Raw genomic sequence first — 23054 nt, forward strand, 5'->3', positions numbered from 1 at the left:
CCTGCGCGAGCGGGGGTGAGGGCAGCAGAGGCCGGGGAGTTTTCCCGGCCTTTTTTAACAAATCGCGCCAGCTCCTCTTTTTTCCGGTCACCGCCCCTGTCAGTTAGCTGTTGTCCTGAATTCAACCCTCTGAAACAGAAAAGAAACCTCCCATTTGCCAGAATATTTTGCTCAGAACGCATTGTCTCTAAGACGGAAAGAACGGGTAATTCGATCCCAAACTTCCACCCGTTCGGCATCGCTGTAAGTCAGCAGGCTATCACTGCCCGCAGGCATGATCTCGTTACTTAACGTGAGGTCAAGATTGGGATGTCTGAAATCCGCTGTTTTCTCATTGGCGATAGCAGTAAACATTAACTGTTTTGACGGATTATTGGATGATTTTCGTGGCGGGGCAGTGATAAGCCTTTCGCTGGTATTAAAACCGGCAATCTGCGTTTGCCCCTTCCGCAGCGTCCGTCCGTCAATACTGCGGATATAAGACTGAATTTCACTGCTTCGTTCCAGCATGGTTGTGCTTTCTTTTGAGGCGTTATTGCCCCAGACAACAAAAGAAAAGGCCGGATTATGGGGATAGTCAAAGGTAATATCTTCCTTCGGCTGCCCGTTCCCGTCACGGATAAACCCTTCCGAAATACAGGTTCCCGGCTGCGTCGGGATTTCATCGTCCTTTCGCCCGCTCAGACGGGACATTACATCCTGAAGCTTTGCCAGTTTTTGCGGCTTGTTATTCGCCATCCAGGCGGGTCTCCCGGCCTCATCCCGCAAATAAAACGCGCGTTCTTCCTTATAACGCGGATCAGAATAATCCGTAATATGCTGGGTGAGGATAAACGCCACCCCATTAACGTACAGGTGTCCTTCCAGAGTGCGCCCAAAGCCCGGCACGCTCTCGTTTTTATTGCGGTCAAATATCACCGCGTTCTCACTCAGCCGGATCACCTGCTTTGGCAAACAGGGTATCAACCATACGTTTTTCCTTGTTCGTTAACGCCGGCGGCGTATGCACAAACGTTACATAGTGGTGAAGATAAAATCCTGCCGCCAGCAGCATTGCCAGCGGGATAAGCAGGAGAAGAGGGGATTTTTTCATGGCGCCGGCACCTGCTGCACGATTTTCACCACCGAGCGCACCGTAAACAGCAGGGCGTCTGACAGGTCACTGTAAACCGAACGGGCGCGGTCCACGGGGTCAGCGGCATAAGCGCCTTCATGATCAACATCCGTGCCCAGAATCCCGCGTATTCGCCCGGCATGCATTCGCACCGCGTTCACCGGCACCGTACCATCACCCGGGCTCCCGGAGGAGACCAGTTCAAAAATGATATCCCCATCATACCGGTACGTCGGTGACGACGGAACGTGATAGCCTCTCCCCGGGAGGGGAATTTTTTGCCATCCGCCCCGTCGTTAAAATCTCCCCGCTGTCGTCAGGGGTTGTGGTCATCGGATCAAGCAGAAGCTTTCTTTTCTCCGGGCTGGCCACCGGCCATTTCATTAACGATGAAGCACTGAACTGCCAGACGTTATTCTTGCCGCTTTTCAGGTTTGTTCACATCACTCCCGGAATAAAAATCACCGGGATCACTTTTTCGGGTGGCTTAAGGCAGACCGCCACGTAATGTTTTTTCTATCGGCTGGGGAATGACCTCGTAATGAAACCGCCCGTTATCATCCCAGATGGGACGATGGTAAGAACGGTTTTCGCTTTTGTCGTCCATGCGTTGAGTTCCTGATATTCTCCGTCGGAAACGGCATCATCTCATAACCCCTCAGGGCCGAACTTAACTCAAATCACGGTTTGAAAGGCGTGGCTGAGGTGATTAACCGGTTTAGAAGTGACAGCCTGCGCCGATATTAATGCCATTAAGCGAAAACGTTTTGAGAACATCACGCTGCTCTGGTGGGGAGGTCGTTTTACGCCAACCTTACGTTTCCAGCAGGGTTTATAGCGGACGGCGCGAACGCGGTTAGGATACAATATGCGGTTAGTATCGCTCTTTTACTTAGCTTTTAGTCAGAGGGTTACGATGAAGAAAATAATATGCGGGTTACTGCTGGGTGCCAGCCTGCTGGTACTGAGTGGCTGTGGCAGCATCATCAGCCGTACTCTGCCCGGACAGGGTCACGGAAAGCAATTTTATCCTGGGGTGCAGTGGGACATTCGCGATACGCCCTGGCGGTTTCTGACGATTATCGACCTGCCGCTGTCGCTGGTGGTTGATACGCTGCTGTTGCCGGTGGACGCCAGCCACGGACCTTATGAATAGCGCACCCTGAAAGGATGCGCCGTATTACATAACTCAGGCCCAGCGATCGGATTCACTGTTGTCGTCTTCCCACTCCTGCGCAGCCGCTTCGCCCTCTTCGGTGTCTGCAGGCGGCTCAAGCTGGAATTCGCCTTCATCCCATTCGTGCAGGGTATTTTCCGGCATCCACTCCTGACGCAGCTCAATCTCATCGAAATCACCGTCAAAAATCGCCTGGGCCGCTTCGCCACTCCGCAGCGACAGGCATTCGCCTTCATCACCCTCGTTGGCAAAGAACTCAGCCTGCCACATGATATCGCCATCCTGCATAACGTATTTTTGCAGATTGAACTGGCTGACGGAGGCATCATCCTCTTCCAGCTCTGGATTGGCCGCCAGGAACTCTTCACGAGCGGCGTCGATGGCTTCTTCCAGCGTTGCGTATAATGACATGCTATTTTCCTTTCCCGGTTAAGACTATCAGCAAAGGATAGTCTAAGTTTTGCAGGGGTAAACCCGTCTCAGGAAAAAAACGCGCTGTTTTGTATACGCGTATCAGTGTGTTACAGAAAAAAAATGAGTAAGGATTAAAAAAAATTCTGTGACATCCATTCTAATTCAACAGCGTAAAGCGATTGCCAGAGGGATTTCCCTGCACCCGATTAAAGGAAGACTGCGCCGCAACAGCCAGCCTTTATTCATGTGTCTGCTCGGGGAGCACGGGCCGACGGCGCAGCACCCGCCATGAGTAGATTGCATTGAACAGCACGATGGTTGCCGTAACCACGAATACCGCGCGAAATCCCCAGTGGGCAGAAACCAGCGCACCCATAAGCGGACCGGTGACATTGCCGATGTCACGGAAAGACTGGTTATAGCTGAAAATACGGCCGGCAACCTGGTTAGAGGCGTTATAGATGAGCAGAGTCTGGACTGCAGGCAGCAGGGCACCATCAGCCGCGCCGAGCAGGAAGCGCAGGATGCCCAACTGCCAGGGGTTCTGCACCAGTGACATCGGAATAAGCAGCAGAACAGAGACCAGCAGCATGGCGATCAGAATGCGTTCGGGACCAATGCGGTCGCCCAGTTTGCCCAGCCTCGGCGCGCTGATAAGCGCTGCCACGCCGGGCACGGAAGCGATAAGTCCGGCAATAAACGCCAGGTTTTGCGTTGTGCCGTTCAGTTCACGGACATAGAGCGTGAGGATGGGGGCAATTGAACCGGTAGCAATCTGAATAATCAGCGTGGTGACGAACAGCGCCAGCACCAGCCTGGGGTTTTTAAGTGAGGTGAAGACCTGACGCGCGTGAAGCATATCTTTCTTTTTTACCGGCACGAAGACTTCCCTGACGGCAAGCAGGGTCATAATAAAGCAGGTAAACAGCACGGCGGCGGTGATGAAAAAGACCGGGCGCAGGCCAAAGCTGTCGGCCAGCAGACCGCCTATCAACGGGCCGATTAGCGCGCCGCTCACGGCGCCGGTAGAGAGCCAGCCCAGCGCCCAGCCACTTTTATTACGCGGTACCTGGGTTGCGATTAACGCGTTAGCATTTGGCACAAAGCCACCCAGCAGGCCCAACAGCGCGCGCAGAGCAAGAAACTGCCATACGGACGTTGCCATGCCCATCAGCATCATCACAATCGCCATCCCCAGGGCGGAGCGCAGCAGCATGATTTTTCGGCCTTTGCGGTCGGCCAGGCCGCCCCAGAAGGGAGAGGCAAAGGCCGAGAACAGAAACGTGACGCTAAAGACCGCACCTGACCAGAGCGTGAGCGCATGGGGATCGCTAACGCCAAGCAGCTCAACGTAAAGTGGCAGAAAAGGCATGACCAGGCTGAACGCCACGCCGGTCAGAAAACAGCCGCACCAGGCGACAAACAGGTTTTTCCGCCAGTTCAGTTGTACCAGGGTAACTTCTGAGGGGGTAGACATAGGGGCGCAGGTAACCTGTCGGCAGTAAATGTTTAATTAGCTTGCTAATTATGCGCTTAAAAAACAGTCATGAACAGGGCGGGACAGCGATATTTTAACGCGCAGGGAGTATCAGGAAGCGGGACAGTCCGATCGCTATCGGACTGTCCCGGCGCTTATTTGTAGAGAGAGGGCTCGCCTTTGGGGCGCGTTTTAAAACGGCGATGCAGCCACATATACTGCTCAGGCGCCATGAGTACGCCGTTCTCCACCACCTTGTTCATCCTGGCCGCCGTGGCCGCTTCATCATCAAGGGGGATGGCTGTTTCTTCCGGCAGAATAACCATTTCATAGCCTTTTCCCTGCGGCAGGCGTCGCGGCACAAAGGGGATCACCGCTGGCTGGCCGCTGCGGATCAGCAGATAGCTGCCCCGGGTTGATGCGGCTTTTTCCACGCCAAAGAAGGGCACGAATACGCTGCTTTTTGGTCCGTAATCGTGATCCGGAGCGTACCAGATAATATCGCCATTTTTAAGCGCCCGGATCATACCTTTCACGTCACGGCGGTCGAGCATGCTTTTATTGGATCGCATCCGGCCCCAGGTTTGCAGCCAGTCCAGCAGGGCATTGTCATTAGGGCGGTAAACGCCGATGCCGGGATTATGAATGCCGAATATTCGGGCGCCCAGCTCCAGCGTCAGAAAATGCATGCCAATCAGCAATACGCCCTTGCCGTCCTGATGCGCCTTATCAATATGTTCCAGACCACTGACCTGAAACCATTTCCTGATGCGCCAGTCTGGCCAGAACCATGCCATGCCGGTTTCGATTAAGCCCATGCCAACAGATTCAAAGTTTCGGACTACCATTGCTTCGCGCTCGGCTTCCGGCATGGCGGGGAAGCAGAGCTCAAGATTGCGGCGCGCGACCCAGACGCGACGGCGCAGAAAGCGCATGGAGAGCCGGCCAAGGCCGCAGCCGGCGTAATAAAGAACGGGGTAGGGCAACAGTACCAACAGGTAAAGTAAACCGATACCAAACCAGGTAAACCAATAACGTGGATGCAGCAACGCACGCGAAAATTGAGGCAGCTGAGTCATGAGTTTCCAGAGTAAAATAAAGGGGCACCATTATGCGGGCCGGACGTGAACAATTATGGCCTATTGTGCCATTTTTTAAGAACAAACTGAAATTATCGCGGTATCGGCAAGGTTATTGTGAATGATGCGGTTAAAGTCCCACCGCAGTGGGACAGTGATCCCGGTCAGGATTTAAACAGGCCTTTTACTTCATGGGGCTCACAACGCCAGTACTGCTCGGGTGCGTTAACTTTTGCCCCCAGTTTCGCGGCGGCGTGCCATGGCCAGCGTGGGTCATACAGCATCCCCCTGGCAAGCGCCACCATATCAGCCTGATTGTCGGCCAGTACGGCTTCTGCCTGTTCCGGATCGGTTATCAGTCCAACGGCGATAACCGGGATAGCTACGGCCTGCTTAACCGCCGTTGCAAAAGGCACCTGATAGTTGGGGCCGACCGCGATCTGCTGTTTTGGCGACAGGCCGCCGCTGGAAACGTGAATGTAAGCACAGCCTTCCTTTTCCAGCGCCTGACTCAGTGCCACAGACTGTTCTGTATCCCAGCCACCCTCTACCCAGTCGGTAGCAGAAATGCGTACGCCCACCGGCTTATTCGCCGGGAACACGCGACGGATCTCACGGAAAATCTCCAGCGTCAGGCGCATACGGTTTTCAAGCGAGCCACCGTACTTATCCTCACGCGTGTTAGACAGAGGTGACAGGAACTGATGCAGCAGATAGCCGTGTGCTGCATGCACCTCGATCAAATCCAGCCCCAGCCGGTCGGCGCGAATGGCGCTGTCGATAAAGCCCTGTTTGATCTCTTCAATGCGCGCGATGGTTAACGCCTCCGGCGTGCCATCCGTATCATTGAAAGGCACAGCTGAAGGGGCAGAGGTCTGCCAGCCACCCTGTTCAGGCTGTAAAAAACCGCCGCCGTGCCAGGGAGCGTCAGTTGACGCCTTACGACCCGCGTGTGACAGCTGAATGCCCAGCGGAATAGAAGAATACTGGCGCACGTCCTTCAGCACATCTGCCAGAGCCTGTTCGGTATCATCGTTCCACAGCCCCAGATCCTGAGGCGTAATGCGGCCCGCCGCCTCGACGGCAGAGGCCTCAAGGATCAGCAAGCCTGCACCGGAAAGGGCGAGGTGGCCCAGATGAATGCGGTGCCAGGCGGTGGCGCGCCCCTGTTCGGCGGAATACTGACACATCGGGGCGACGGCGATGCGGTTTTCCAGGGAGAGCTTACCCAGATTTATCGGGCTGAAAAGGTGACTCATGAATTTTCTCCGGTATTAATCACAGTTCTAAACTGAACAGGCTAACTATAGGCGCTTATTTTTGTGATGTTGATCAGGCTATGCTTTAAACGCTAAATACGTCCTTTTAAGTAACCTGGCAGTCACTGACGAATCTGGTTTGATTTCCGGCTCATTCAGGTATCATAGCCGCCGCAAAATTTCTCTCATGAATGCAGGAACGAACACCATGCCAGTGTTACATAACCTTGTTTCCAATGAAGAGCTGAGGGCGCGCATGCTGGCCGAAACCGAGCCGCGTACCACCGTCTCTTTTTATAAATATTTCACCCTGGACGATCCGAAAGCCTTTCGCGACGCGCTCTATGTGGCGCTGACCCGGCTTAAGGTTTTTGGCCGCGTCTACGTTGCGGCCGAAGGCATCAACGCCCAGATTAGCGTACCTGCCAGCCAGTACGACGCGATGAAAGCGATGCTTTATACCTTCCATCCGGCGCTGGATAACCTGCGAATGAACATCGCGCTGGACGATGACGGTAAGTCATTCTGGGTGCTGCGCCTGAAGGTGCGCGAACGCATCGTAGCGGATGGCATCACCGATGATTCCTTTGATGCCAGCGATGTGGGCGACTACCTCAAAGCGAACGAGGTGAACGCCATGCTGGACGATCCCGAGGCGATATTTGTCGATATGCGTAACCACTATGAGTATGAAGTGGGCCATTTCGAGAATGCGCTCGAGATCCCTGCCGATACCTTTCGTGACCAGCTGCCGATGGCTGTCGATATGCTGCAGGACAACAAGGACAAAAAAATTGTTATGTACTGCACCGGCGGGATTCGCTGTGAGAAGGCCAGCGCCTGGATGCGACATAACGGTTTTGAGAACGTTTATCACGTTGAAGGCGGGATTATCGAATATGCCCGACGTGCGCGTGAGCAGGGGCTGCCCGTACGCTTCAGAGGCAAAAACTTTGTCTTTGACGAGCGGATGGGAGAACGTATTTCAGAAGAGGTGATCGCGCACTGTCACCAGTGCGGCGCGGTGTGCGATAACCACGTCAACTGCAAAAACGATGGCTGCCACCTGCTATTTATCCAGTGTCCAACCTGTGCGGAAAAGTACCAGCACTGCTGTAGCCCGCTCTGTATGGAAGAGCTGATCCTGACGCCGGAAGAGCAGCGCGCGCGTCGGGCTGGCCGTGAAAACGGCAACAAAGTTTTTAACAAGTCGCGTGGCTTATTAAATATGACCTTAAAGATCCCGGAGTCCGATCGTTAACCAGACAATAGCGCCAACGATCCCCGATCCGGACCGCTAACCTGACGATAACGGCGATCCCCGATCCGGACCGCTAACCTGACCATACGCCAGCGCTCCCCGCTACAGGCCGCTGGCGTACAGGAGCCAGACGAACGGCTGGCTCTGTTTAACGCTTGTATCAGCCCTGGACGCGCTGGCCACGGGGTCACCGCATACGCCAAATAATTTGCCATTAAAGCGATAGCTATCACAAACTTGAAATAAATCAGGTCGTCTACTAAAGTAAATATCCGTAAAGAAAACTTGCCTATGCGTGTTAACACCTTCGCCCTGTCGCAATCCGCTGCTTTATAGCTTTCTTTCCCTTTAGTTCGCTCTTCACCGGCAACGAAAGCTATAACGCTGCTCACCCTTACTCATGGAGACTGTATGAGCACCACAGAAAAACAGAAGAAGCATTTCTGGCAAAAGCCAAAGAAGCCAAAAGAGCTGAGCTTCGAAGATATCACTATCGTTGACGGTGATATGCTAAAGCGCGCCGTGGGCGCTGCTGCTCTGGGGAACGCCATGGAGTGGTTCGATTTTGGGGTTTACAGCTATCTTGCCGTCACCATTGGTAAGGTGTTCTTCCCCGGCGGCAGTGCGGCAGCACAGCTGCTGGCGACCTTTGGTGCCTTCGCGGCGGCCTTTCTGGTGCGTCCGGTGGGTGGCCTGGTGTTCGGTCCACTCGGCGACCGAATTGGTCGTCAAAAAGTGCTGGCGATCACCATGATCATGATGTCCATCGGGACCTTTTGCATCGGCATCATCCCCAGCTACGAGAAGATAGGCATTCTGGCACCGATCCTGCTGCTGGTCGCCAGGCTGGTACAGGGCTTTTCTACCGGGGGTGAATACGGTGGTGCCGCAACCTTTATCGCGGAATATTCGACCGATAACCGACGCGGCTTTATGGGCAGCTTCCTGGAATTTGGTACGCTCGGAGGTTACTTGCTGGGGGCCGGGCTGGTCACGGCTCTCACCGCATTTATGCCGGAACAGACGTTATTAGACTGGGGCTGGCGCGTACCCTTCTTTATTGCCGCTCCGCTGGGCCTGTTTGGTCTGTATGTGCGTCTTAAGCTGGAAGAGACGCCCGCTTTCCAGAAGCATATGGAAAAACAGGAAGCGCTGGAGCACAGCAAACCCCGCCTGACGCTGTTTCAGATGTTAAGCAAGTATCGCGCACAAATGCTAAAGTGCATTGGTCTGGTGCTGCTGTTTAACGTCTCTAACTATATGCTGACCTCCTATATGCCGAGCTACCTGACCGGGATTCTGGGGCTGAGTGAAATGAGCAGCCTGCTGCTGATCCTGGTGGTAATGTTTGTCATGATGCCGCTGACGCTGTTCTGGGGGCACTGGAACGATCGTCTGGGCCGTCGACCGGTTATTTGGGGAGGTGCGGTTGCCCTGATAGTGATGGCGATACCCTGCCTGATGCTGATAGGTTCAGGTAATATGCTATGGGTATTCGTGGGCCTGATTATCCTTGGGGCGATTCATACCTGCTTTAGCGGTTCGATGCCTGCCACGCTTCCGGCACTGTTCGCCACCGATATTCGCTACAGCGCGCTGGCCATTGGTTTTAACCTTTCCGTTTCGCTGTTCGGGGGTACCACGCCGCTGATTACCACCTGGCTGGTCAGTACAACACACAATCTGATGATGCCGGCTTACTATTTAATGGGTGCAGGGGTTATTGGCGTCATTACCGTATTTACCATGCGTGAAACGGCGCGGAAACCGCTTAATGGATCGGCTCCGGCGGTGGCTAATGAGGCAGAAGCCCATAAGCTAATTAAGAAGCTTCGTCTGCGGCAGAAAAAGAAAGATGCTGCGCTTAATACGCCGAAATAACGGTACCCCGATAAAAAACCGGGCGTGGCCCGGTTAAATCAGACGGTAAGTCACGCCCTGTAAGCGATGCGCTGGCAGGGCGTTTTTAATAATCGTTACCAGGCTAATCATAAGCGTGAAAGACTAAACGGCGATAAATCAAATTGAGAAGATTTACCCTGGGCAAAATCTGCCGCTATTTCGCCTGACAGGGTTGAAAATTTAAAACCATGTCCGCTCAGGCCGCTAATAATAAGTCGGTCCGGCGAACCGGGTAGCGTATCAATAATAAAGTTTTCATCCTGCGTATTATCGTAAGTGCAGGCTTCTCCCCGCAGACAGACCCCCACGCCCGGTAAGAACTGGCGCAGAAAAGAGAAGAGCTCGCTGCCATCTTCGGCGACGGAGCCGAAAGGTTTGCGTTGTTCAGGTGACGTAATGGGCTGACCGCCGTTGTGTTTGCCAATCTTAATGGCATTGTTATCCGCCGGGAAACCGTAAAACTGCCCGCCGTCAGGCGTTTCAACGGTAAAAGCCGGGAATCGGTTATTTTCGCTGTAGCGTCCATCCGCCTGATGCCAGGCAAACACTTTTCTTACCGGCGTGACGGGTAGTGAGGGTAGCAGGGATTTCACCCAGGTTCCGGCGCTAATCAGCAGTTTGCGCCCGCAATAGTCACCATCAGCGGTGCTAACCCATTGTAACCCATCGCGTTCTTCAAGCGCGTCCACGCCGCAGTTAAACAGCTGCGCACAGCCTGCCTCTTTCGCCAGCCGAATCATATGGCGGATCGCCAGCTCGGATTTCAGGTAGCCGGAATGGGGTTCAAAAATGCCGGTATAGCCAGGTGGAACGCTGAGCTGAGGCCAGCGGCGGTTCACGTCATCAGCGCTAAGCGTTTCTGTTTCAAGAGCAAACTGACTGACGCTGTGGCGGATATTACGCATAAAGGCTGAATCGTCGGGAGCCAGATTAATCACGCCACAGCGATGCATAATGCGCTCGCCGCATTCGGCTTCCAGCTTGTCCCACAGCTGCTGTGCGCGCAGGATCATCGGAACATAGTACGCGCCCTCGCCATAAGCATGACGGATCAGCCGCGTTTCACCATGATGGCTACCCTGCTGATGGGGAGGATGATGCCGGTCAATCATCAGCACCTTCAGTCCGGCCTGCGTAGCGTACAAGCCCGCAGCCGCGCCAACCGATCCGCTGCCTACTACGATTAAATCATAAACCATCTGCATCCGGGTCCTTAGTAATCAGGTGAGGCATGCAGAATAGCAAACTGTCGCAGTAATGAAAAAGGCACCCTGTTGGGTGCCCTTAAGATAAAGCCAAATCAGACTAATGCTTTTTGTAATCGCGATCCTGATATTCCGTGGCTTCTATCTTGGCGATACCGGCTTCAAGGATAGAGATAAATTGTCTGGCGACATCAGTGGTTAACCAATAGGTTTGTCCCACTTCAGCCTCTTCGGACTGCTGCTCGTTTGAGGTAAGGGAATGTAGCCGGATCATCATTGCATCGTAGCTGTCTACGGTACTGATATCCCACCCAACGAGGGGATGTGTCTGGATAACGTCTTTGTTTCTGTCCATTATGATCCCCTTATTATTCGTGTTAATGATGACAACGAAGTGATTTATCGAGGTTCAATGCGGTCTTTTTTTCACAGAGCCGTTTAACTATAACAGGGATTTTGAATTTGGCTGAATGAAAATTTACCCACAGGATGACTGGGTGTTTTAATTGGTTCTTATTTCATCAGGGCATCTTCAGGACATTAATCGCGCCGGCGCGTTTAAAAAGGGGGGATCAGTTATCACTTTGAAGTGGTATATTGATCGGCGCACGATGCTTTTCAACTTCTTCCGCCAGCCGGGAAAAATGCTGCTGCATATTTTCATCACGGTCGTGATTTTGCGCCTCCAGCCGTAAACGCTGCGTCAGTAATAAAACAGCTTTCTCATCCAGGCAAAATGAAAGGGAGGAAAAAGCAATTTCCAATACGCTGAGGCGTCGTTGCTGGTCGGCAATCAGTCCCAGTAATTCACCAAATGTCATCGCTTCTTCGGGGGTTTCAGGCGTCATGACAGGTTCCTCTTCTGAGCCTGGGTCAGGTGATCCAAATCAGTCTACAACGGCAGAGACGTTACGGCGAGGGGAAAAGGTGAAAAACAAAAAGGCCGGATGGCAAAACCCGGCAAGCTACGGCACAAACTTGAATCAGTCGGTGATGGACCAGTCGTCAGCGCTTTCCCAGGTTTCCTGGAGAATTTCCGTGACGCGCTCTCTGGCTTCTTTACCGCCGCCCATAACGGTCAAATTATTGGACCCGGCATAACGGACGGAGACGCTGTTCGGCGATTCCGGAAACTGCTTATCAATGCGCTTGATTAACTCATTTGAGAGCGCATCAATGGCGCCGGCGGGAAGAGAAGTAGTTTTTGCAACGGTAACTTCAACACGCATAACAGCCTCCGATTAAGTTACTGTGAATATATACAGTATTTAACGCAGAGGCAATCACTTTCTAAAACGAAGCCTGGCCGGCGTTAAAGTTCTACCGTCCAGTTAAGCGTCTCGCCCGCCAGGAAGGGGATCAGGCGGTCATTACCCAGCGCAATGATTTCGGCTACTTTCCAGGGTTTGCGAACCAGCTTAATCGTTCCTTCATTGTGCGGCAGGCCGTAAAAGCGCGGTCCGTTTAGCGAGCAAAAGGCCTCAAAATGCGCAAGGGCGTTCATCTCCTCAAACACGGTCGCATAGGCGGACAGCGCGGTGGGCGCATTAAATACACCGGCGCAGCCGCAACTGGACTCTTTGCGGTGTTGCAGATGGGGAGCCGTGTCGGTGCCAAGGAAGAAGCGATCGTTGCCGCTGGCAATCACGTCACGCAGCGCCTGCTGATGAACGTTGCGCTTTAATATCGGCAGGCAGTACAGATGAGGCCGGATGCCGCCGACCAGCATATGGTTACGGTTAAACATCAGATGCTGAGGCGTGATGGTGGCCGCCAGCAGGCGGTCGCCCTCCTGAACGAAGGCGGCGGCTTCCCGGGTGGTGATATGTTCCATCACCACTTTTAATGCCGGAAACTGCCTGCGCAGCGGGATCATCACCGTTTCAATAAAGCGCGCCTCGCGGTCAAAGATATCTATATCCGCACCGGTCACTTCGCCATGGACCAGCAGCGGCATACCGATCTTCTGCATACGCTCCAGCACCGTAGCAATGCTGGCGATATTCGTTACGCCATGGCTGGAGTTGGTGGTGGCATGGGCGGGATAAAGCTTGGCGGCAGTGAAAACGCCGTTGCGGAAGCCGGTTTCCAGTTCACCGGCATCCAGCGTGTCCGTCAGGTAACAGGTCATCAGGGGGGTGAAGTCGTGCCCGGCAGGGCGCGCAGCCAGAATTCGTTCACGATACGCAACGGCAGCCGCCACGCTGGTGACAGGCGGGACCAGGTTAGGCATTACAATCGCCCGACCACACACTTTGCTCGTATAGGGCAGCACGGTTTGCAGCATCTCGTCGTCACGCAAATGGATATGCCAGTCGTCAGGGCGGCGGATCAGGAGTTGCTGGGGAAGTGTTGTCATCATCGTGCTCCGGCAGAAGTGAAATCAGTCAGTGATGGCTGGATTTGGCCGGGTATCAAGCATAGGGATAAAGCGGGCTGAATGCACCAGGTTTGTGTGTCATCGATAAAAAAAACATCTTCCAGCACAAAAGCGCCTGCTGGCGGTAAATAACGACGGTGACAGCCTCTGCGAAGCGGAGAGAATGGGCCGGGGGGCAGAGACGCGCCGGCTTGCGCGGCGGCACAGCGCGCCTCTTAAGTCGCTTAACGCTCGGTGAAGGGGATAACCAGTTCGCCGGGTTTGACTTCAAGTCCTTTAGCGAAACGTTTTGCCAGCGATTCAGCCTTACTGCGATCGGTACTCAGTACCCAGGCCGGTTTCTGATTGAAATAGTCCTTCAGCGACTGGTTAAGATAGGGCGTTAAGGTCTTCAGTACGCCCTGCATCTTTTCAGGCTCGACCTGAACGTTTACCAGCTCCATATCTTTCAGGAATACCGCGCCTTTATCTTTGTCGTAGAACGGCAGCGCCTTCATAGTCAGCTTCATGGTGGCCTGCTGCGGGCCAAACAGCGAGCTGATATTGACCTGTGCATTGCCGGAGAGCGTCACTTTATTCGGTTCTTCACGACCAATCTGACTGCTGAGATCGGTCAGGACGATATGCGCATCAACCAGCCCGGCTACGCCAATCTGCTTTTCATAATTATTGTGTTTTTGCAGGGCCTGATTCACTTCCTGCTCACTGATGGTGTACTGCGTAAGCTGATTACAACCAGCCAGCAGACCGGACAAAAAAAGGGCGCAAAGCGCCAGGGCAATCTTTTTCATAGCTATCCTCCTGGGAGCGTGCAGCCAGTACCTTCTGGCGCAAAACAATAGCTTGCACGACATTCGGGCCGGCGTCACCAGGAGAACTGATTAAGAAGGGGGAAACAGGTAAAAAATGACGCAGGACCGCACGTCGCGGCCCCGATCAATCAGGCGGCTATCGAAGATAACACATTGATTTGGGTCTGTTTAGCCATATTGTCGCGGTAATCCGCTACCCGGCTGGGGTATTCAATACCTGCGATAAGGCTGAGTGAGCGCAGCACGGGGAACAGGTGAATATCATCCAGAGAGAGTTCACCGTTTACCGCGTTCGGCTGGACGATAAGCTTATCGAGCTTGCGAAGATCGTCATTAACGTTCTTGATATAGCCGTCAGCATGTTTTTTAAGTTCATCAAAACTGCCCTGGCTGGCTTCCTTTTTATCATGGAAGTAGCGGCGCGCCTCGGGAGTGGCAAATTCTGCAAAGGATGCCGCAGCAATGCGCGGCAGCAACAGTTTATTGAGATAGCCATTAACGCGGCGCAGCCATTCACCAATGGCGGGATTGGTGGAGCCGGTCAGCAGAGGTTCGCCATGCTTCTGATCCACCCAGGCGACGATATCCAGGCTTTCGGGCATGCAGCTGCCATCTTCTTTCATCAGGATCGGCGCCATTTTCTGACCAATCAGTTTCTTTGGCGTGGCCTCATCGTCACTGAGCATCACTACCAGCTCAACGGGGATGTTTTTCAGGCCGAAAATCATACGGGCTTTGACGCAGAACGGACAGTGGTCGTAGATGTAAAGTTTCAAGTAACTCTCCTCGAATTATGCTGAATTTACAAAGGGTAAGTATGGAAGAGATTAGCGGACAGGGCAAACTAACGGCGGAATAAAGACGCGGCCCGGGTGGGGTACGCCCGCTGCGCCCACCCACAGGCGACACACCACAAGGTTCATAACCTTCCACCCCGTGTATGGCGCACAGTCGGGGCAGGCAATATCGTGTTGCAGTATTGCCCACAGCTCGTACGTGCGAATGTAAAAGTTTAGAGGTTTTTAACGGGATCCAGTTACCTGTCGCGCTGCGGGCGGCTATAGTGGGGTCAGTCATCCCCCCGCCCGACGTTCTTTTCTGAACGGTATCACGGGTGTGGTGTGGCATGACTTTATTAATGTCATCTGGCCAATTCAGGAGAAATGATGTTTGGCTACCGATCCGCTGCGCCGAAAGTGCGCCTGACGACGGACAGACTGGTCGTCCGTCTGGTCCATGAGCGCGATGCCTGGCGACTGGCAGACTATTACGCAGAAAACCGCGCTTTTCTTAAACCCTGGGAGCCGGTACGTGACGAAAGCCACTGTTACCCCTCTGGCTGGCAGGCCAGGCTCGGTCTGATCGCCGAAATGCATCGCCAGGGCAGCGCATTCTATTTTATGGTGATGGATCCGGAAGAGAATGCAGTTCGCGGCGTGGCTAATTTCAGCAATGTGGTGCGGGGGTCCTTCCATGCCTGCTATCTGGGCTATTCGCTGGGGCAGCAGTGGCAGGGACAGGGCATGATGCTTGAGGCGCTACAGTCGGCGATCCGCTATATGCAGCGGCAGCAGCGGATCCACCGCATTATGGCAAATTACATGCCGCATAATCATCGCAGCGGCGATTTACTGACACGGCTGGGTTTTGTTAAAGAGGGCTATGCAAAGGATTACCTGCTGATTGATGGTCGCTGGCAGGATCACGTGCTAACGGCCCTGACCGCCAGCGAATGGACACCTGAACGTCGTGGAAAACCCTCCTGACGCACATAAGCGAGAGGCTACGTAATGAGTCAACTTCGTATAGGCATTGTTGGTCTGGGTAATATTGCGCAGAAAGCCTGGCTACCGGTGGTGACGCAGGCGACGGACTGGCATATTGCCGGGGCATATTCCCCCAGCCAGCAAAAAGCGAAAATTATCTGTGACAGCTACCGAATACCGCTTTTCTCGCAGCTGGATGCACTGGCCGCCAGCTGTGATGCCGCGTTCGTTCACACCTCAACCGAGACGCATTTCGCTATCGTCAAACAGCTGCTGCTGGCGGGTGTGGATGTCTGCGTGGATAAACCACTGGCAGCAACGTTACAGGAAGCGGAACAGCTGGTGGAACTGGCTCATCGCCGGGGGCGCAGGCTGATGGTAGCGTTTAACCGCCGGTTTGCGCCACGCTATCTCCAGCTGAAAAAGCAGTTCAGTCTGCCGCTGGCGTCGCTAAGAATGGATAAGCATCGTAGCAATAGCATCGGTCCGCGCGATCTGTTTTTTACCCTGCTGGATGATTATTTGCACGTGGTGGATACGGCGCTGTGGCTAAGCGGCGGGGTGGGTCAGGTTCAGGGCGGATGTTTGCTGACCAGCGACCAGGGCGAAATGCTGTATGCGGAGCATCACTTTAAGGTGGGGCAGGCAAGGATAACGACCAGCATGCACCGTCGGGCGGGAACCGATCGTGAATCCGTCATGGCCATTACGGATGGCAGCGTCTGGAGCGTCAGTGACATGCGCGATTTTCAGCAGCAAAGCGGCGGCGAGCTGATTGTCGATCCTGTCCCCGGCTGGCAAACCACGTCGCAACTGCGTGGTTTTACCGGTGCGGCGCACCATTTTATCGACTGCGTGCAAAATCAGACGCAGCCGCAGACCTCGGGTGACCAGGCGCTGATGGCGCAGCGTATCGTTGAAAAACTGTGGCGTGAAAGCGAGTGCGAATGATGCATTATCATGTCGCACAGAGTGATGCCGTAAGGCGAAAACACCGCACATAACCAGGCATAGCGGCCTGTAAGTGAATGCCAGTCAGGCGCCGCGCCTCCTCCGCCCTGACCCGATGACACACACAATAATCCGCTGTAACAAACGACGGTGGTTATTTCCTTCAGCATCAGTAGACTATGCCGACCCGAGTGCGAAAGATTTGTGCTCAGCCGTGTTGTACATCGTTATTTATCACCAAGAATCAGGAAGACCATGAACCTGTTGAAATCGCTAGCGGCGGTCAGCTCGATGACCCTGTTTTCGCGCGTGCTGGGATTTGCCCGCGATGCCATAGTGGCAAGAATATTTGGTGCCGGGATGGCAACGGATGCATTTTTTGTGGCGTTTAAACTGCCCAACCTGCTGCGGCGTATCTTTGCTGAGGGCGCGTTTTCTCAGGCGTTTGTGCCGATCCTGGCGGAATACAAAAGTCAGAAGGGGGAAGAGGCGACCAGAATCTTTGTTGCCTATGTCTCCGGCCTGCTCACGCTGGCACTGGCGCTGGTCACGGTGCTGGGCATGCTGGCCGCACCCTGGGTTATTCTGATTACCGCGCCGGGATTTGCCGATACGGCAGATAAATTTGCCCTGACCTCGTCCCTGCTGCGCATCACCTTTCCCTATATCCTGCTTATTTCTCTCGCATCGCTGGCGGGTGCGATCCTGAATACCTGGAACCGCTTTTCGGTGCCTGCGTTCGTTCCGACGCTGTTAAACGTCAGTATGATCGGTTTTGCCCTGTTCGCCGCACCCCATTTCCATCCCCCCGTGCTGGCACTGGCGTGGGCCGTGGTCGCGGGCGGCGTGCTACAGCTGGGTTATCAGCTGCCGCACCTTCGGAAAATTGGCATGCTGGTGCTGCCGCGACTCAATCTTAAGGACGCAGGCGTCTGGCGGGTGATGCGCCAGATGGGGCCAGCGATACTTGGCGTATCGGTCAGCCAGATATCACTGATTATCAACACCATTTTCGCCTCGTTTTTGGTTTCCGGTTCCGTCTCCTGGATGTACTACGCTGACCGCCTGATGGAGTTCCCCTCCGGCGTTCTGGGCGTGGCGCTGGGCACTATTCTGCTGCCCTCCCTGGCGAAAAGCTTTTCCAGCGGCAATCATGACGAATATTCCCGCCTGATGGACTGGGGGTTAAGGCTCTGTTTCCTGCTGGCGTTGCCCAGCGCGGTCGCACTGGGGATCCTGGCAAAACCGCTCACCGTGGCACTGTTTCAGTACGGAAAGTTCACCGCCTTTGATGCCTCAATGACTCAGCGGGCGCTGGTGGCGTACTCAGTTGGCCTGATGGGACTCATCGTGGTGAAGGTACTGGCTCCCGGTTTCTACTCACGTCAGAACATCAAGACGCCGGTTAAAATTGCCGTTGTCACCCTGATAGTGACCCAGCTGATGAATCTGGCTTTTATCGGTCCGCTTAAGCATGCCGGGCTGTCGCTGTCAATTGGGCTGGCGGCCTGCCTGAATGCCTCACTGCTCTACTGGCAGTTGCGTAAGCAAAAAATCTTTCAGCCCCAGCCGGGCTGGACAAGCTTCCTGGTACGCCTGCTGCTGGCGGTAGTCGCGATGGCCGCTGCGCTGGTCGGTATGATGATGATTATGCCGGACTGGGCGAGCGGCAATATGCTCTGGCGGCTGGTGCGACTGGCGGGCGTCTGTGCGGTGGGCGGCGGCGTCTATTTCATCGTTCTGGCGCTGCTGGGCTTTCGCGTAAGCGATTACGCGCGGCGTACGGCATCATAAAAAGACCCCGGCGCAACGTGTGCTGCGCCGGGGTCGGAAGCGGTTCGGTAAGGCAGGGCGGAAACGTTAGTCAGACTTTACGGCTGATAAAACTGCTTGAGGTTGCCTGACCGTCCGGGCCATAGAATTTTTGCGTCTGGTGCGGTTTAAGTACCGCCAGCGCCTGCTCGGTAAAGCCAATCTGGTGATTGAGCAGCAGACCGTTGTGCAGGTTGGTATCCCGCAGCTTAACGGTCTGCTCCTGGATGGCGGCCCAGCGCCTGGCCATCTCCGGCTGGAGGCTATAGGGCGAATATAGCCCGGCTTCTTTCTCCGCATCGCGTCTCAGCTGCTCAATAAAATTGAGCGTGGCCAGCAGGGAGCTTTTATCTTCGGTAATACGCTGGAGTAAGCTGCTGTTGACCTGTCCGGCTGAGAGCTGTTGCTGCTCAGCCATCATGACGTCGGCCAGGTTCGATAGCACTTCAAGCATTTTATCAAGCGCGGTGAGCAGCTTATCCATCCGGTTAGTTACCTTCTATCGAATCTTTTGCCTGTTGAATCAGGGCATCGGCGATTTTGCCGCTGTCCATTTTCAGGTCGCCATTGCGAATGGCGGTTTTCAGCTCTTCCACGCGCGCGGTATTGATATCCTGCGCGCTGGATTTGGTCAGCTGTGACTGCGCGCCGCTCAGTACGACCTGGGTAGCGGACGGGGTGGTTTTCGTCTCGACCTGACGTGCCTTCGGTGCTGCCGTTTCGTTAGTATCACGCGTCTGAACGGTAGCCGCCGGGTTCAAGGGTTGAGTTCTGTCGATGCTCATGTCTGGCTCCTGTATGCTCGGGCCTGAAAGCGGCCAGATAAGATAAGTGTACTATGCCTGTTAATTACACTATCGGCAGAACTGAAGCCATCTTTAGTCCTTTATAGCGTTATCAGAATATTCCCATCCGCGCCAACTTTACCATTCACAATCTGCCCTGAACTCATTCGTACGCGGACCAGCTGGGCGGCGGTGGCATTATTCATCGCCTGCCCTTCGCTGGAGACGTTAAAGCCCTCGCCGCTGGCGGTAACGGTGACGTTCTGGCCCGCCTTAACCCGCCAGGGCTGTCTGACCATCATCAGCGTAACCGGCTGACCGGGCAAAAAATCGCGCAGGGTGACCGCATCAGCTACCTCGTCCGCTGACATCACCGCGCGGGCGGGCAGGGTATCCAGCCGGCCATGTTCAACTTTAACGTCGGCGGGGGTAAGGGACGTACCGCGGGGAACCTGACGGGCGGCGACGATGTAATCGCCGGTCACCTGAACCTGTACCTGAATGTAACGGCGGTTCTGTCCACAGTTTGCGGCGACGCTCATGCTGCCCCACATCCGGCTGTTGCCGGGGAGTGAGAACTGCGGAGCGGCGCAGTCGGGCCATTGTGCCTGCGGCGTTTTCACTACCACGCTAAGGGTATCGGCATGCTGCCCATTTTCCCCATAGCGGGATTTAAAAAATTGATTTAACTGACCGGTCAGGTCTTCGGCGCTGGCCGACAGCGTCAGCAGTCCGGTCAGGCATAATACCAGCAGGCTTAAGGCGCGCATTTTCTCTTCCCGCATCTCAACATGAAAGCCATTGTACTGACTGTTGCCTCAGGTCAAGGCGCAAATTAGCAACGCTTTTAGGCGCTATTCTGACGATAACTCTTTCCCCCACGCGATTATGCTGTCAGCTCTAAATTCTCATTTGCGGAGGACGCATGCTCGACAAACTGGACGCGGCACTCAGGTTTAATACCGAAGCGTTAAACCTGCGTGCCCAGCGGCAGGAAATCCTGGCATCTAACATCGCCAATGCTGACACCCCAGGCTATCAGGCTCGCGATATTGATTTCGCCAGTCAGATGAACAAGGTGATGGAGCAGGGGCGGGCACAAGGATCGGGGCTGTCGCTGGCGGTTACGTCGGCACGCCATATTCCCGCAGAAACGCTGCAGCCCGCCTCCATGGACCTGATGTACCGGATACCGGATCAGCCGTCGATGGATGGCAACACGGTTGATATGGACCGCGAACGTACGCAGTTTGCGGACAACAGCCTGAAATATCAGACCGATCTGACCGTTATCAGCAGTCAGATTAAAAGCATGATGTCCGTGCTACAGGGGCAATAATCGATGTCTTTACTCAATATTTTTGATATTGCGGGATCGGCGATGAACGCGCAGTCGCAGCGGCTAAACGTCAGTGCCAGTAACCTGGCGAACGCCGACAGCGTTACCGGGCCTGACGGTCAGCCGTATGTGGCAAAGCAGGTGGTCTTTCAGACCAATGCTTTGCCTGGCTCACCCACCGGCGGCGTACGTGTTTCCCAGGTGGTTGACGATCCCACGCCAGCAAAGCTGGTTTATGAACCGGGCAATCCCATGGCGGATGCGAAAGGCTACGTAAAAATGCCTAACGTGGACGTAGTCGGGGAAACGGTGAACACCCTTTCGGCCTCACGCAGCTACCAGGCTAACGTCGAAGTGTTAAACACCGTTAAGCAAATGATGATGAAAACCCTGACGATGGGTCAATAAGGAGCTCGCTAATGGGCATTGCTGTAGGCGTAAATGAAAAGCTGGATAACAGCTCAATTACCACCACCTCGACCACCGATACGTCGTCTGCCGATCTTCAAAGTAACTTTTTAACGCTTTTGGTCACACAGTTAAAAAACCAGGACCCGACTAATCCAATGGATAACAGTCAGCTGACCACCCAGCTGGCGCAGATCAATACCCTGAGCGGCATTGAAAAACTGAATACCACGCTGGGATCGATCTCCGGGCAGATCAACAGCGGGCAGTCTCTGCAGGCCTCCGCGCTTATCGGTAAAGGCGTGATGGTTGATGGCTCGCAGGTCTTAGTGGGCAGCAGTCAGACCACGCCGTTTGGCGTCAGTCTGGAGCAGGCCTCTACCGCCACCACGGCCACCATCAGCGATTCGACAGGCAAGGTGGTGCAGACCATCAATCTGGGTGCGCTGACTGCGGGCGTGCACACCTTCTCATGGGATGGCTCGTCATCCGATGGCACGGCAGCGGCAGATGGTAAATACAGCGTGTCAATCAGCGCCAGCAACGCGACCGGTCAACTGGTTGCGCAGCCGCTGAATTATGCACTGGTTAATGGGGTGACTAACGACACGAGCGGTGCCGTTTTAGACCTCGGTACGATGGGTACCAGTACCGTCGCGAACGTTCGTCAGATTATTTAATTAACCCTTTCCAGGAGATTACACATGGCATTTTCACAGGCAGTCAGCGGCCTTAACGCCGCCTCCAGCAATCTTGACGTAATAGGTAACAACATTGCGAACTCCGCGACCGTGGGCTTTAAATCCGCCACCGTCTCCTTTGCGGATATGTTTGCCGACTCCAAGGTTGGACTGGGCGTAAAAGTTGCGGCGGTCACGCAGGACTTCAACGACGGTACTACCACCTCTACCAGCCGTGGGCTGGATGTGGCGATCAGCCAGTCTGGCTTTTTCCGCATGACCGACACCACCGGCGCGGTTTACTACAGCCGTAATGGTCAGTTCACGCTGGATGAAAACCGTAATATCGTTAACGCAGCGGGCCTGCAGCTGACCGGCTATCCGGCAACCGGCACGCCACCAACCGTCCAGACCGGGGCGACGCCGGTCGCGCTGAGCGTACCGACCACCGCGATGTCAGCGAAAGCGACCACCACGGCAGCGCTGGTGGCTAACCTGAACTCAACCGACAGCGTTCCTACAACGACGCCTTTTGATGCAACCAACGTTGATTCCTACAACAGCAAAGCTTCAATGACGACTTACGATTCACTGGGTAACGCCCACACCATGAATCTCTATTTCGTCAAGTCGAGCGATAACAACTGGACCGTTAACGCGCAGGATGCCAGCACGGGAGCTGCCGCCGGTTCGTTTAACATGACCTTTAACAGCAGCGGTCAGCTGACCTCCGACGCCACCCAGACGCTGAGCATGGCCTCGCTGAACGGTTCGGCAGCCCAAACGTTTTCGCTGAGCATGCTGAACAGCCAGCAGCAGAATACCGGCACCAGCACCTTTGGTAACCCAACTCAGGACGGTTACAAGCCGGGCGAGCTGACCAGCTACCAGATCAATAACGATGGCACCGTGGTGGGGAACTACTCAAACGAACAGACCCAGACGCTGGGTCAGATCGCGCTGGCTAACTTCGCCAACCCGGAAGGACTCAAGTCAGAGGGTAACAACGTCTGGTCTGCGACCAACTCATCCGGTCAGGCTCTGGTCGGGCTTGCCGGTACCGGTAACCTGGGCACCCTGACCGCAGGCGCGCTGGAGTCATCCAACGTCGACCTGAGTAAGGAGCTGGTCAATATGATCGTCGCCCAGCGTAACTATCAGTCTAACGCTCAGACCATCAAAACTCAGGACCAGATCCTCAACACCCTGGTCAACCTGCGTTAATTCGGCTAA

General features: G+C 54.6%; 28 protein-coding genes. 11 read left to right on the forward strand and 17 right to left on the reverse strand.

Going from position 1 to position 23054, the window contains the following annotated elements:
• Positions 1-171: 171 nt before the first annotated feature.
• The 3 genes from ACLRGG_RS01920 to ACLRGG_RS01930 are packed head-to-tail and all read right to left on the reverse strand — an operon-like array spanning position 172 to position 1275.
• Entirely contained in the window at positions 172-954 is a 783-nt protein-coding gene (locus ACLRGG_RS01920) for a T6SS immunity protein Tli4 family protein (RefSeq protein ID WP_416248172.1), read from the reverse strand.
• Positions 926-1093 (reverse strand): hypothetical protein, encoded by a 168-nt coding sequence (locus ACLRGG_RS01925; protein ID WP_416248173.1) that lies wholly within the window; start codon positions 1091-1093, stop codon positions 926-928. Before ACLRGG_RS01925 ends, ACLRGG_RS01920 begins: the two co-directional genes overlap by 29 nt.
• The gene (locus tag ACLRGG_RS01930; protein ID WP_416248174.1) at positions 1090-1275 is read right to left on the reverse strand and encodes a hypothetical protein; all 186 of its coding nucleotides are present in this window, start codon (positions 1273-1275) and stop codon (positions 1090-1092) included. The genes ACLRGG_RS01925 and ACLRGG_RS01930 overlap by 4 nt, the downstream gene beginning before the upstream one ends.
• A 74-nt stretch (positions 1276-1349) precedes the next feature.
• On the opposite strand from ACLRGG_RS01930, the gene ACLRGG_RS01935 reads away from it, so the two are divergent.
• Positions 1350-1622, forward strand: coding sequence for a hypothetical protein (locus ACLRGG_RS01935; protein WP_416248175.1), 273 nt, complete (start codon positions 1350-1352; stop codon positions 1620-1622).
• Between the two features lie 408 nt (positions 1623-2030).
• Positions 2031-2270 carry a YceK/YidQ family lipoprotein gene (locus ACLRGG_RS01940; RefSeq protein WP_416248176.1) on the forward strand — a complete coding sequence of 80 codons (240 nt, stop codon included), beginning with the start codon at positions 2031-2033 and terminating at the stop codon, positions 2268-2270.
• Positions 2271-2303: 33 nt separating this feature from the next.
• Here ACLRGG_RS01940 and ACLRGG_RS01945 read toward each other — a convergent pair whose 3' ends face one another.
• The 4 genes from ACLRGG_RS01945 to ACLRGG_RS01960 all read right to left on the reverse strand — a co-directional run bounded on the left by ACLRGG_RS01945 (position 2304) and on the right by ACLRGG_RS01960 (position 6520).
• Positions 2304-2702 carry a MysB family protein gene (locus ACLRGG_RS01945; protein ID WP_416248177.1) on the reverse strand — a complete coding sequence of 133 codons (399 nt, stop codon included), beginning with the start codon at positions 2700-2702 and terminating at the stop codon, positions 2304-2306.
• Positions 2703-2943: 241 nt separating this feature from the next.
• Positions 2944-4182: a multidrug efflux MFS transporter MdtG gene (gene mdtG, locus ACLRGG_RS01950; protein WP_416248178.1), complete on the reverse strand. Its 1239-nt coding sequence runs from the start codon at positions 4180-4182 to the stop codon at positions 2944-2946.
• 155 nt (positions 4183-4337) lie between these two features.
• Positions 4338-5261, reverse strand: a complete 924-nt coding sequence (locus ACLRGG_RS01955) for a Kdo(2)-lipid IV(A) acyltransferase (protein ID WP_416248179.1) — start codon at positions 5259-5261, stop codon at positions 4338-4340.
• Between the two features lie 164 nt (positions 5262-5425).
• Positions 5426-6520 (reverse strand): NADH:flavin oxidoreductase/NADH oxidase, encoded by a 1095-nt coding sequence (locus ACLRGG_RS01960; protein WP_416248180.1) that lies wholly within the window; start codon positions 6518-6520, stop codon positions 5426-5428.
• Between the two features lie 208 nt (positions 6521-6728).
• Between ACLRGG_RS01960 and trhO the strand changes: the two genes are divergently transcribed.
• Together trhO and proP are read left to right on the forward strand one after the other, a co-directional pair.
• Complete coding sequence (gene trhO / locus ACLRGG_RS01965; protein WP_416248181.1) at positions 6729-7781, forward strand: oxygen-dependent tRNA uridine(34) hydroxylase TrhO; 1053 nt, start codon at positions 6729-6731, stop codon at positions 7779-7781.
• Between the two features lie 411 nt (positions 7782-8192).
• Positions 8193-9662 carry a glycine betaine/L-proline transporter ProP gene (proP, locus tag ACLRGG_RS01970; protein ID WP_416248182.1) on the forward strand — a complete coding sequence of 490 codons (1470 nt, stop codon included), beginning with the start codon at positions 8193-8195 and terminating at the stop codon, positions 9660-9662.
• Positions 9663-9769: 107 nt separating this feature from the next.
• Here the strand turns inward: proP and solA are convergent, their stop codons facing one another.
• From solA to grxB, 7 genes are all read right to left on the reverse strand, one after another.
• Positions 9770-10882 carry an N-methyl-L-tryptophan oxidase gene (gene solA, locus ACLRGG_RS01975; RefSeq protein WP_416248262.1) on the reverse strand — a complete coding sequence of 371 codons (1113 nt, stop codon included), beginning with the start codon at positions 10880-10882 and terminating at the stop codon, positions 9770-9772.
• 106 nt (positions 10883-10988) lie between these two features.
• Positions 10989-11243, reverse strand: coding sequence for a biofilm formation regulator BssS (gene bssS / locus ACLRGG_RS01980; protein WP_067703098.1), 255 nt, complete (start codon positions 11241-11243; stop codon positions 10989-10991).
• A gap of 217 nt (positions 11244-11460) precedes the next feature.
• Positions 11461-11736, reverse strand: coding sequence for a hypothetical protein (locus ACLRGG_RS01985; protein ID WP_416248183.1), 276 nt, complete (start codon positions 11734-11736; stop codon positions 11461-11463).
• A 135-nt stretch (positions 11737-11871) separates the two neighbouring features.
• Positions 11872-12117 (reverse strand): DNA damage-inducible protein I, encoded by a 246-nt coding sequence (dinI, locus tag ACLRGG_RS01990; protein ID WP_416248184.1) that lies wholly within the window; start codon positions 12115-12117, stop codon positions 11872-11874.
• An 83-nt stretch (positions 12118-12200) separates the two neighbouring features.
• Positions 12201-13247 carry a dihydroorotase gene (pyrC, locus tag ACLRGG_RS01995; RefSeq protein ID WP_416248263.1) on the reverse strand — a complete coding sequence of 349 codons (1047 nt, stop codon included), beginning with the start codon at positions 13245-13247 and terminating at the stop codon, positions 12201-12203.
• A 245-nt stretch (positions 13248-13492) separates the two neighbouring features.
• Positions 13493-14059, reverse strand: a complete 567-nt coding sequence (locus tag ACLRGG_RS02000; protein ID WP_416248185.1) for a lipoprotein — start codon at positions 14057-14059, stop codon at positions 13493-13495.
• A 149-nt stretch (positions 14060-14208) separates the two neighbouring features.
• Positions 14209-14856, reverse strand: coding sequence for a glutaredoxin 2 (grxB, locus tag ACLRGG_RS02005; protein ID WP_416248186.1), 648 nt, complete (start codon positions 14854-14856; stop codon positions 14209-14211).
• 390 nt (positions 14857-15246) lie between these two features.
• Between grxB and rimJ the strand changes: the two genes are divergently transcribed.
• From rimJ to murJ, 3 genes are all read left to right on the forward strand, one after another.
• On the forward strand, positions 15247-15846 hold the full coding sequence (gene rimJ / locus ACLRGG_RS02010) for a ribosomal protein S5-alanine N-acetyltransferase (RefSeq protein WP_416248187.1): 600 nt from the start codon (positions 15247-15249) through the stop codon (positions 15844-15846).
• A 24-nt stretch (positions 15847-15870) separates the two neighbouring features.
• Positions 15871-16797: a Gfo/Idh/MocA family protein gene (locus ACLRGG_RS02015; protein ID WP_416248188.1), complete on the forward strand. Its 927-nt coding sequence runs from the start codon at positions 15871-15873 to the stop codon at positions 16795-16797.
• Positions 16798-17052: 255 nt separating this feature from the next.
• A complete protein-coding gene (gene murJ, locus ACLRGG_RS02020; RefSeq protein WP_345831325.1) occupies positions 17053-18591 on the forward strand; it encodes a murein biosynthesis integral membrane protein MurJ in 1539 nt (512 codons plus the stop codon).
• A gap of 70 nt (positions 18592-18661) precedes the next feature.
• Here murJ and flgN read toward each other — a convergent pair whose 3' ends face one another.
• The 3 genes from flgN to flgA all read right to left on the reverse strand — a co-directional run bounded on the left by flgN (position 18662) and on the right by flgA (position 20164).
• A complete protein-coding gene (gene flgN, locus ACLRGG_RS02025) occupies positions 18662-19093 on the reverse strand; it encodes a flagellar export chaperone FlgN (protein WP_416248189.1) in 432 nt (143 codons plus the stop codon).
• Positions 19094-19097: 4 nt separating this feature from the next.
• Entirely contained in the window at positions 19098-19394 is a 297-nt protein-coding gene (flgM, locus tag ACLRGG_RS02030) for a flagellar biosynthesis anti-sigma factor FlgM (protein ID WP_416248190.1), read from the reverse strand.
• A gap of 101 nt (positions 19395-19495) precedes the next feature.
• Positions 19496-20164 (reverse strand): flagellar basal body P-ring formation chaperone FlgA, encoded by a 669-nt coding sequence (gene flgA / locus ACLRGG_RS02035; protein WP_416248191.1) that lies wholly within the window; start codon positions 20162-20164, stop codon positions 19496-19498.
• 155 nt (positions 20165-20319) lie between these two features.
• Between flgA and flgB the strand changes: the two genes are divergently transcribed.
• The 4 genes from flgB to flgE are packed head-to-tail and all read left to right on the forward strand — an operon-like array spanning position 20320 to position 23045.
• Entirely contained in the window at positions 20320-20733 is a 414-nt protein-coding gene (gene flgB / locus ACLRGG_RS02040; RefSeq protein ID WP_067703137.1) for a flagellar basal body rod protein FlgB, read from the forward strand.
• Positions 20734-20736: 3 nt separating this feature from the next.
• Complete coding sequence (gene flgC, locus ACLRGG_RS02045) at positions 20737-21141, forward strand: flagellar basal body rod protein FlgC (protein WP_416248192.1); 405 nt, start codon at positions 20737-20739, stop codon at positions 21139-21141.
• Positions 21142-21152: 11 nt separating this feature from the next.
• On the forward strand, positions 21153-21821 hold the full coding sequence (gene flgD, locus ACLRGG_RS02050; protein WP_067703143.1) for a flagellar hook assembly protein FlgD: 669 nt from the start codon (positions 21153-21155) through the stop codon (positions 21819-21821).
• 24 nt (positions 21822-21845) lie between these two features.
• The gene (gene flgE, locus ACLRGG_RS02055; RefSeq protein ID WP_416248193.1) at positions 21846-23045 is read left to right on the forward strand and encodes a flagellar hook protein FlgE; all 1200 of its coding nucleotides are present in this window, start codon (positions 21846-21848) and stop codon (positions 23043-23045) included.
• The last annotated feature ends 9 nt before the right edge of the window (positions 23046-23054 follow it).

It is taken from the genome of Erwinia sp. PPS120 (assembly GCF_047918655.1).
GTDB classification, from domain to species: Bacteria; Pseudomonadota; Gammaproteobacteria; order Enterobacterales; family Enterobacteriaceae; genus Erwinia; species Erwinia tasmaniensis_A.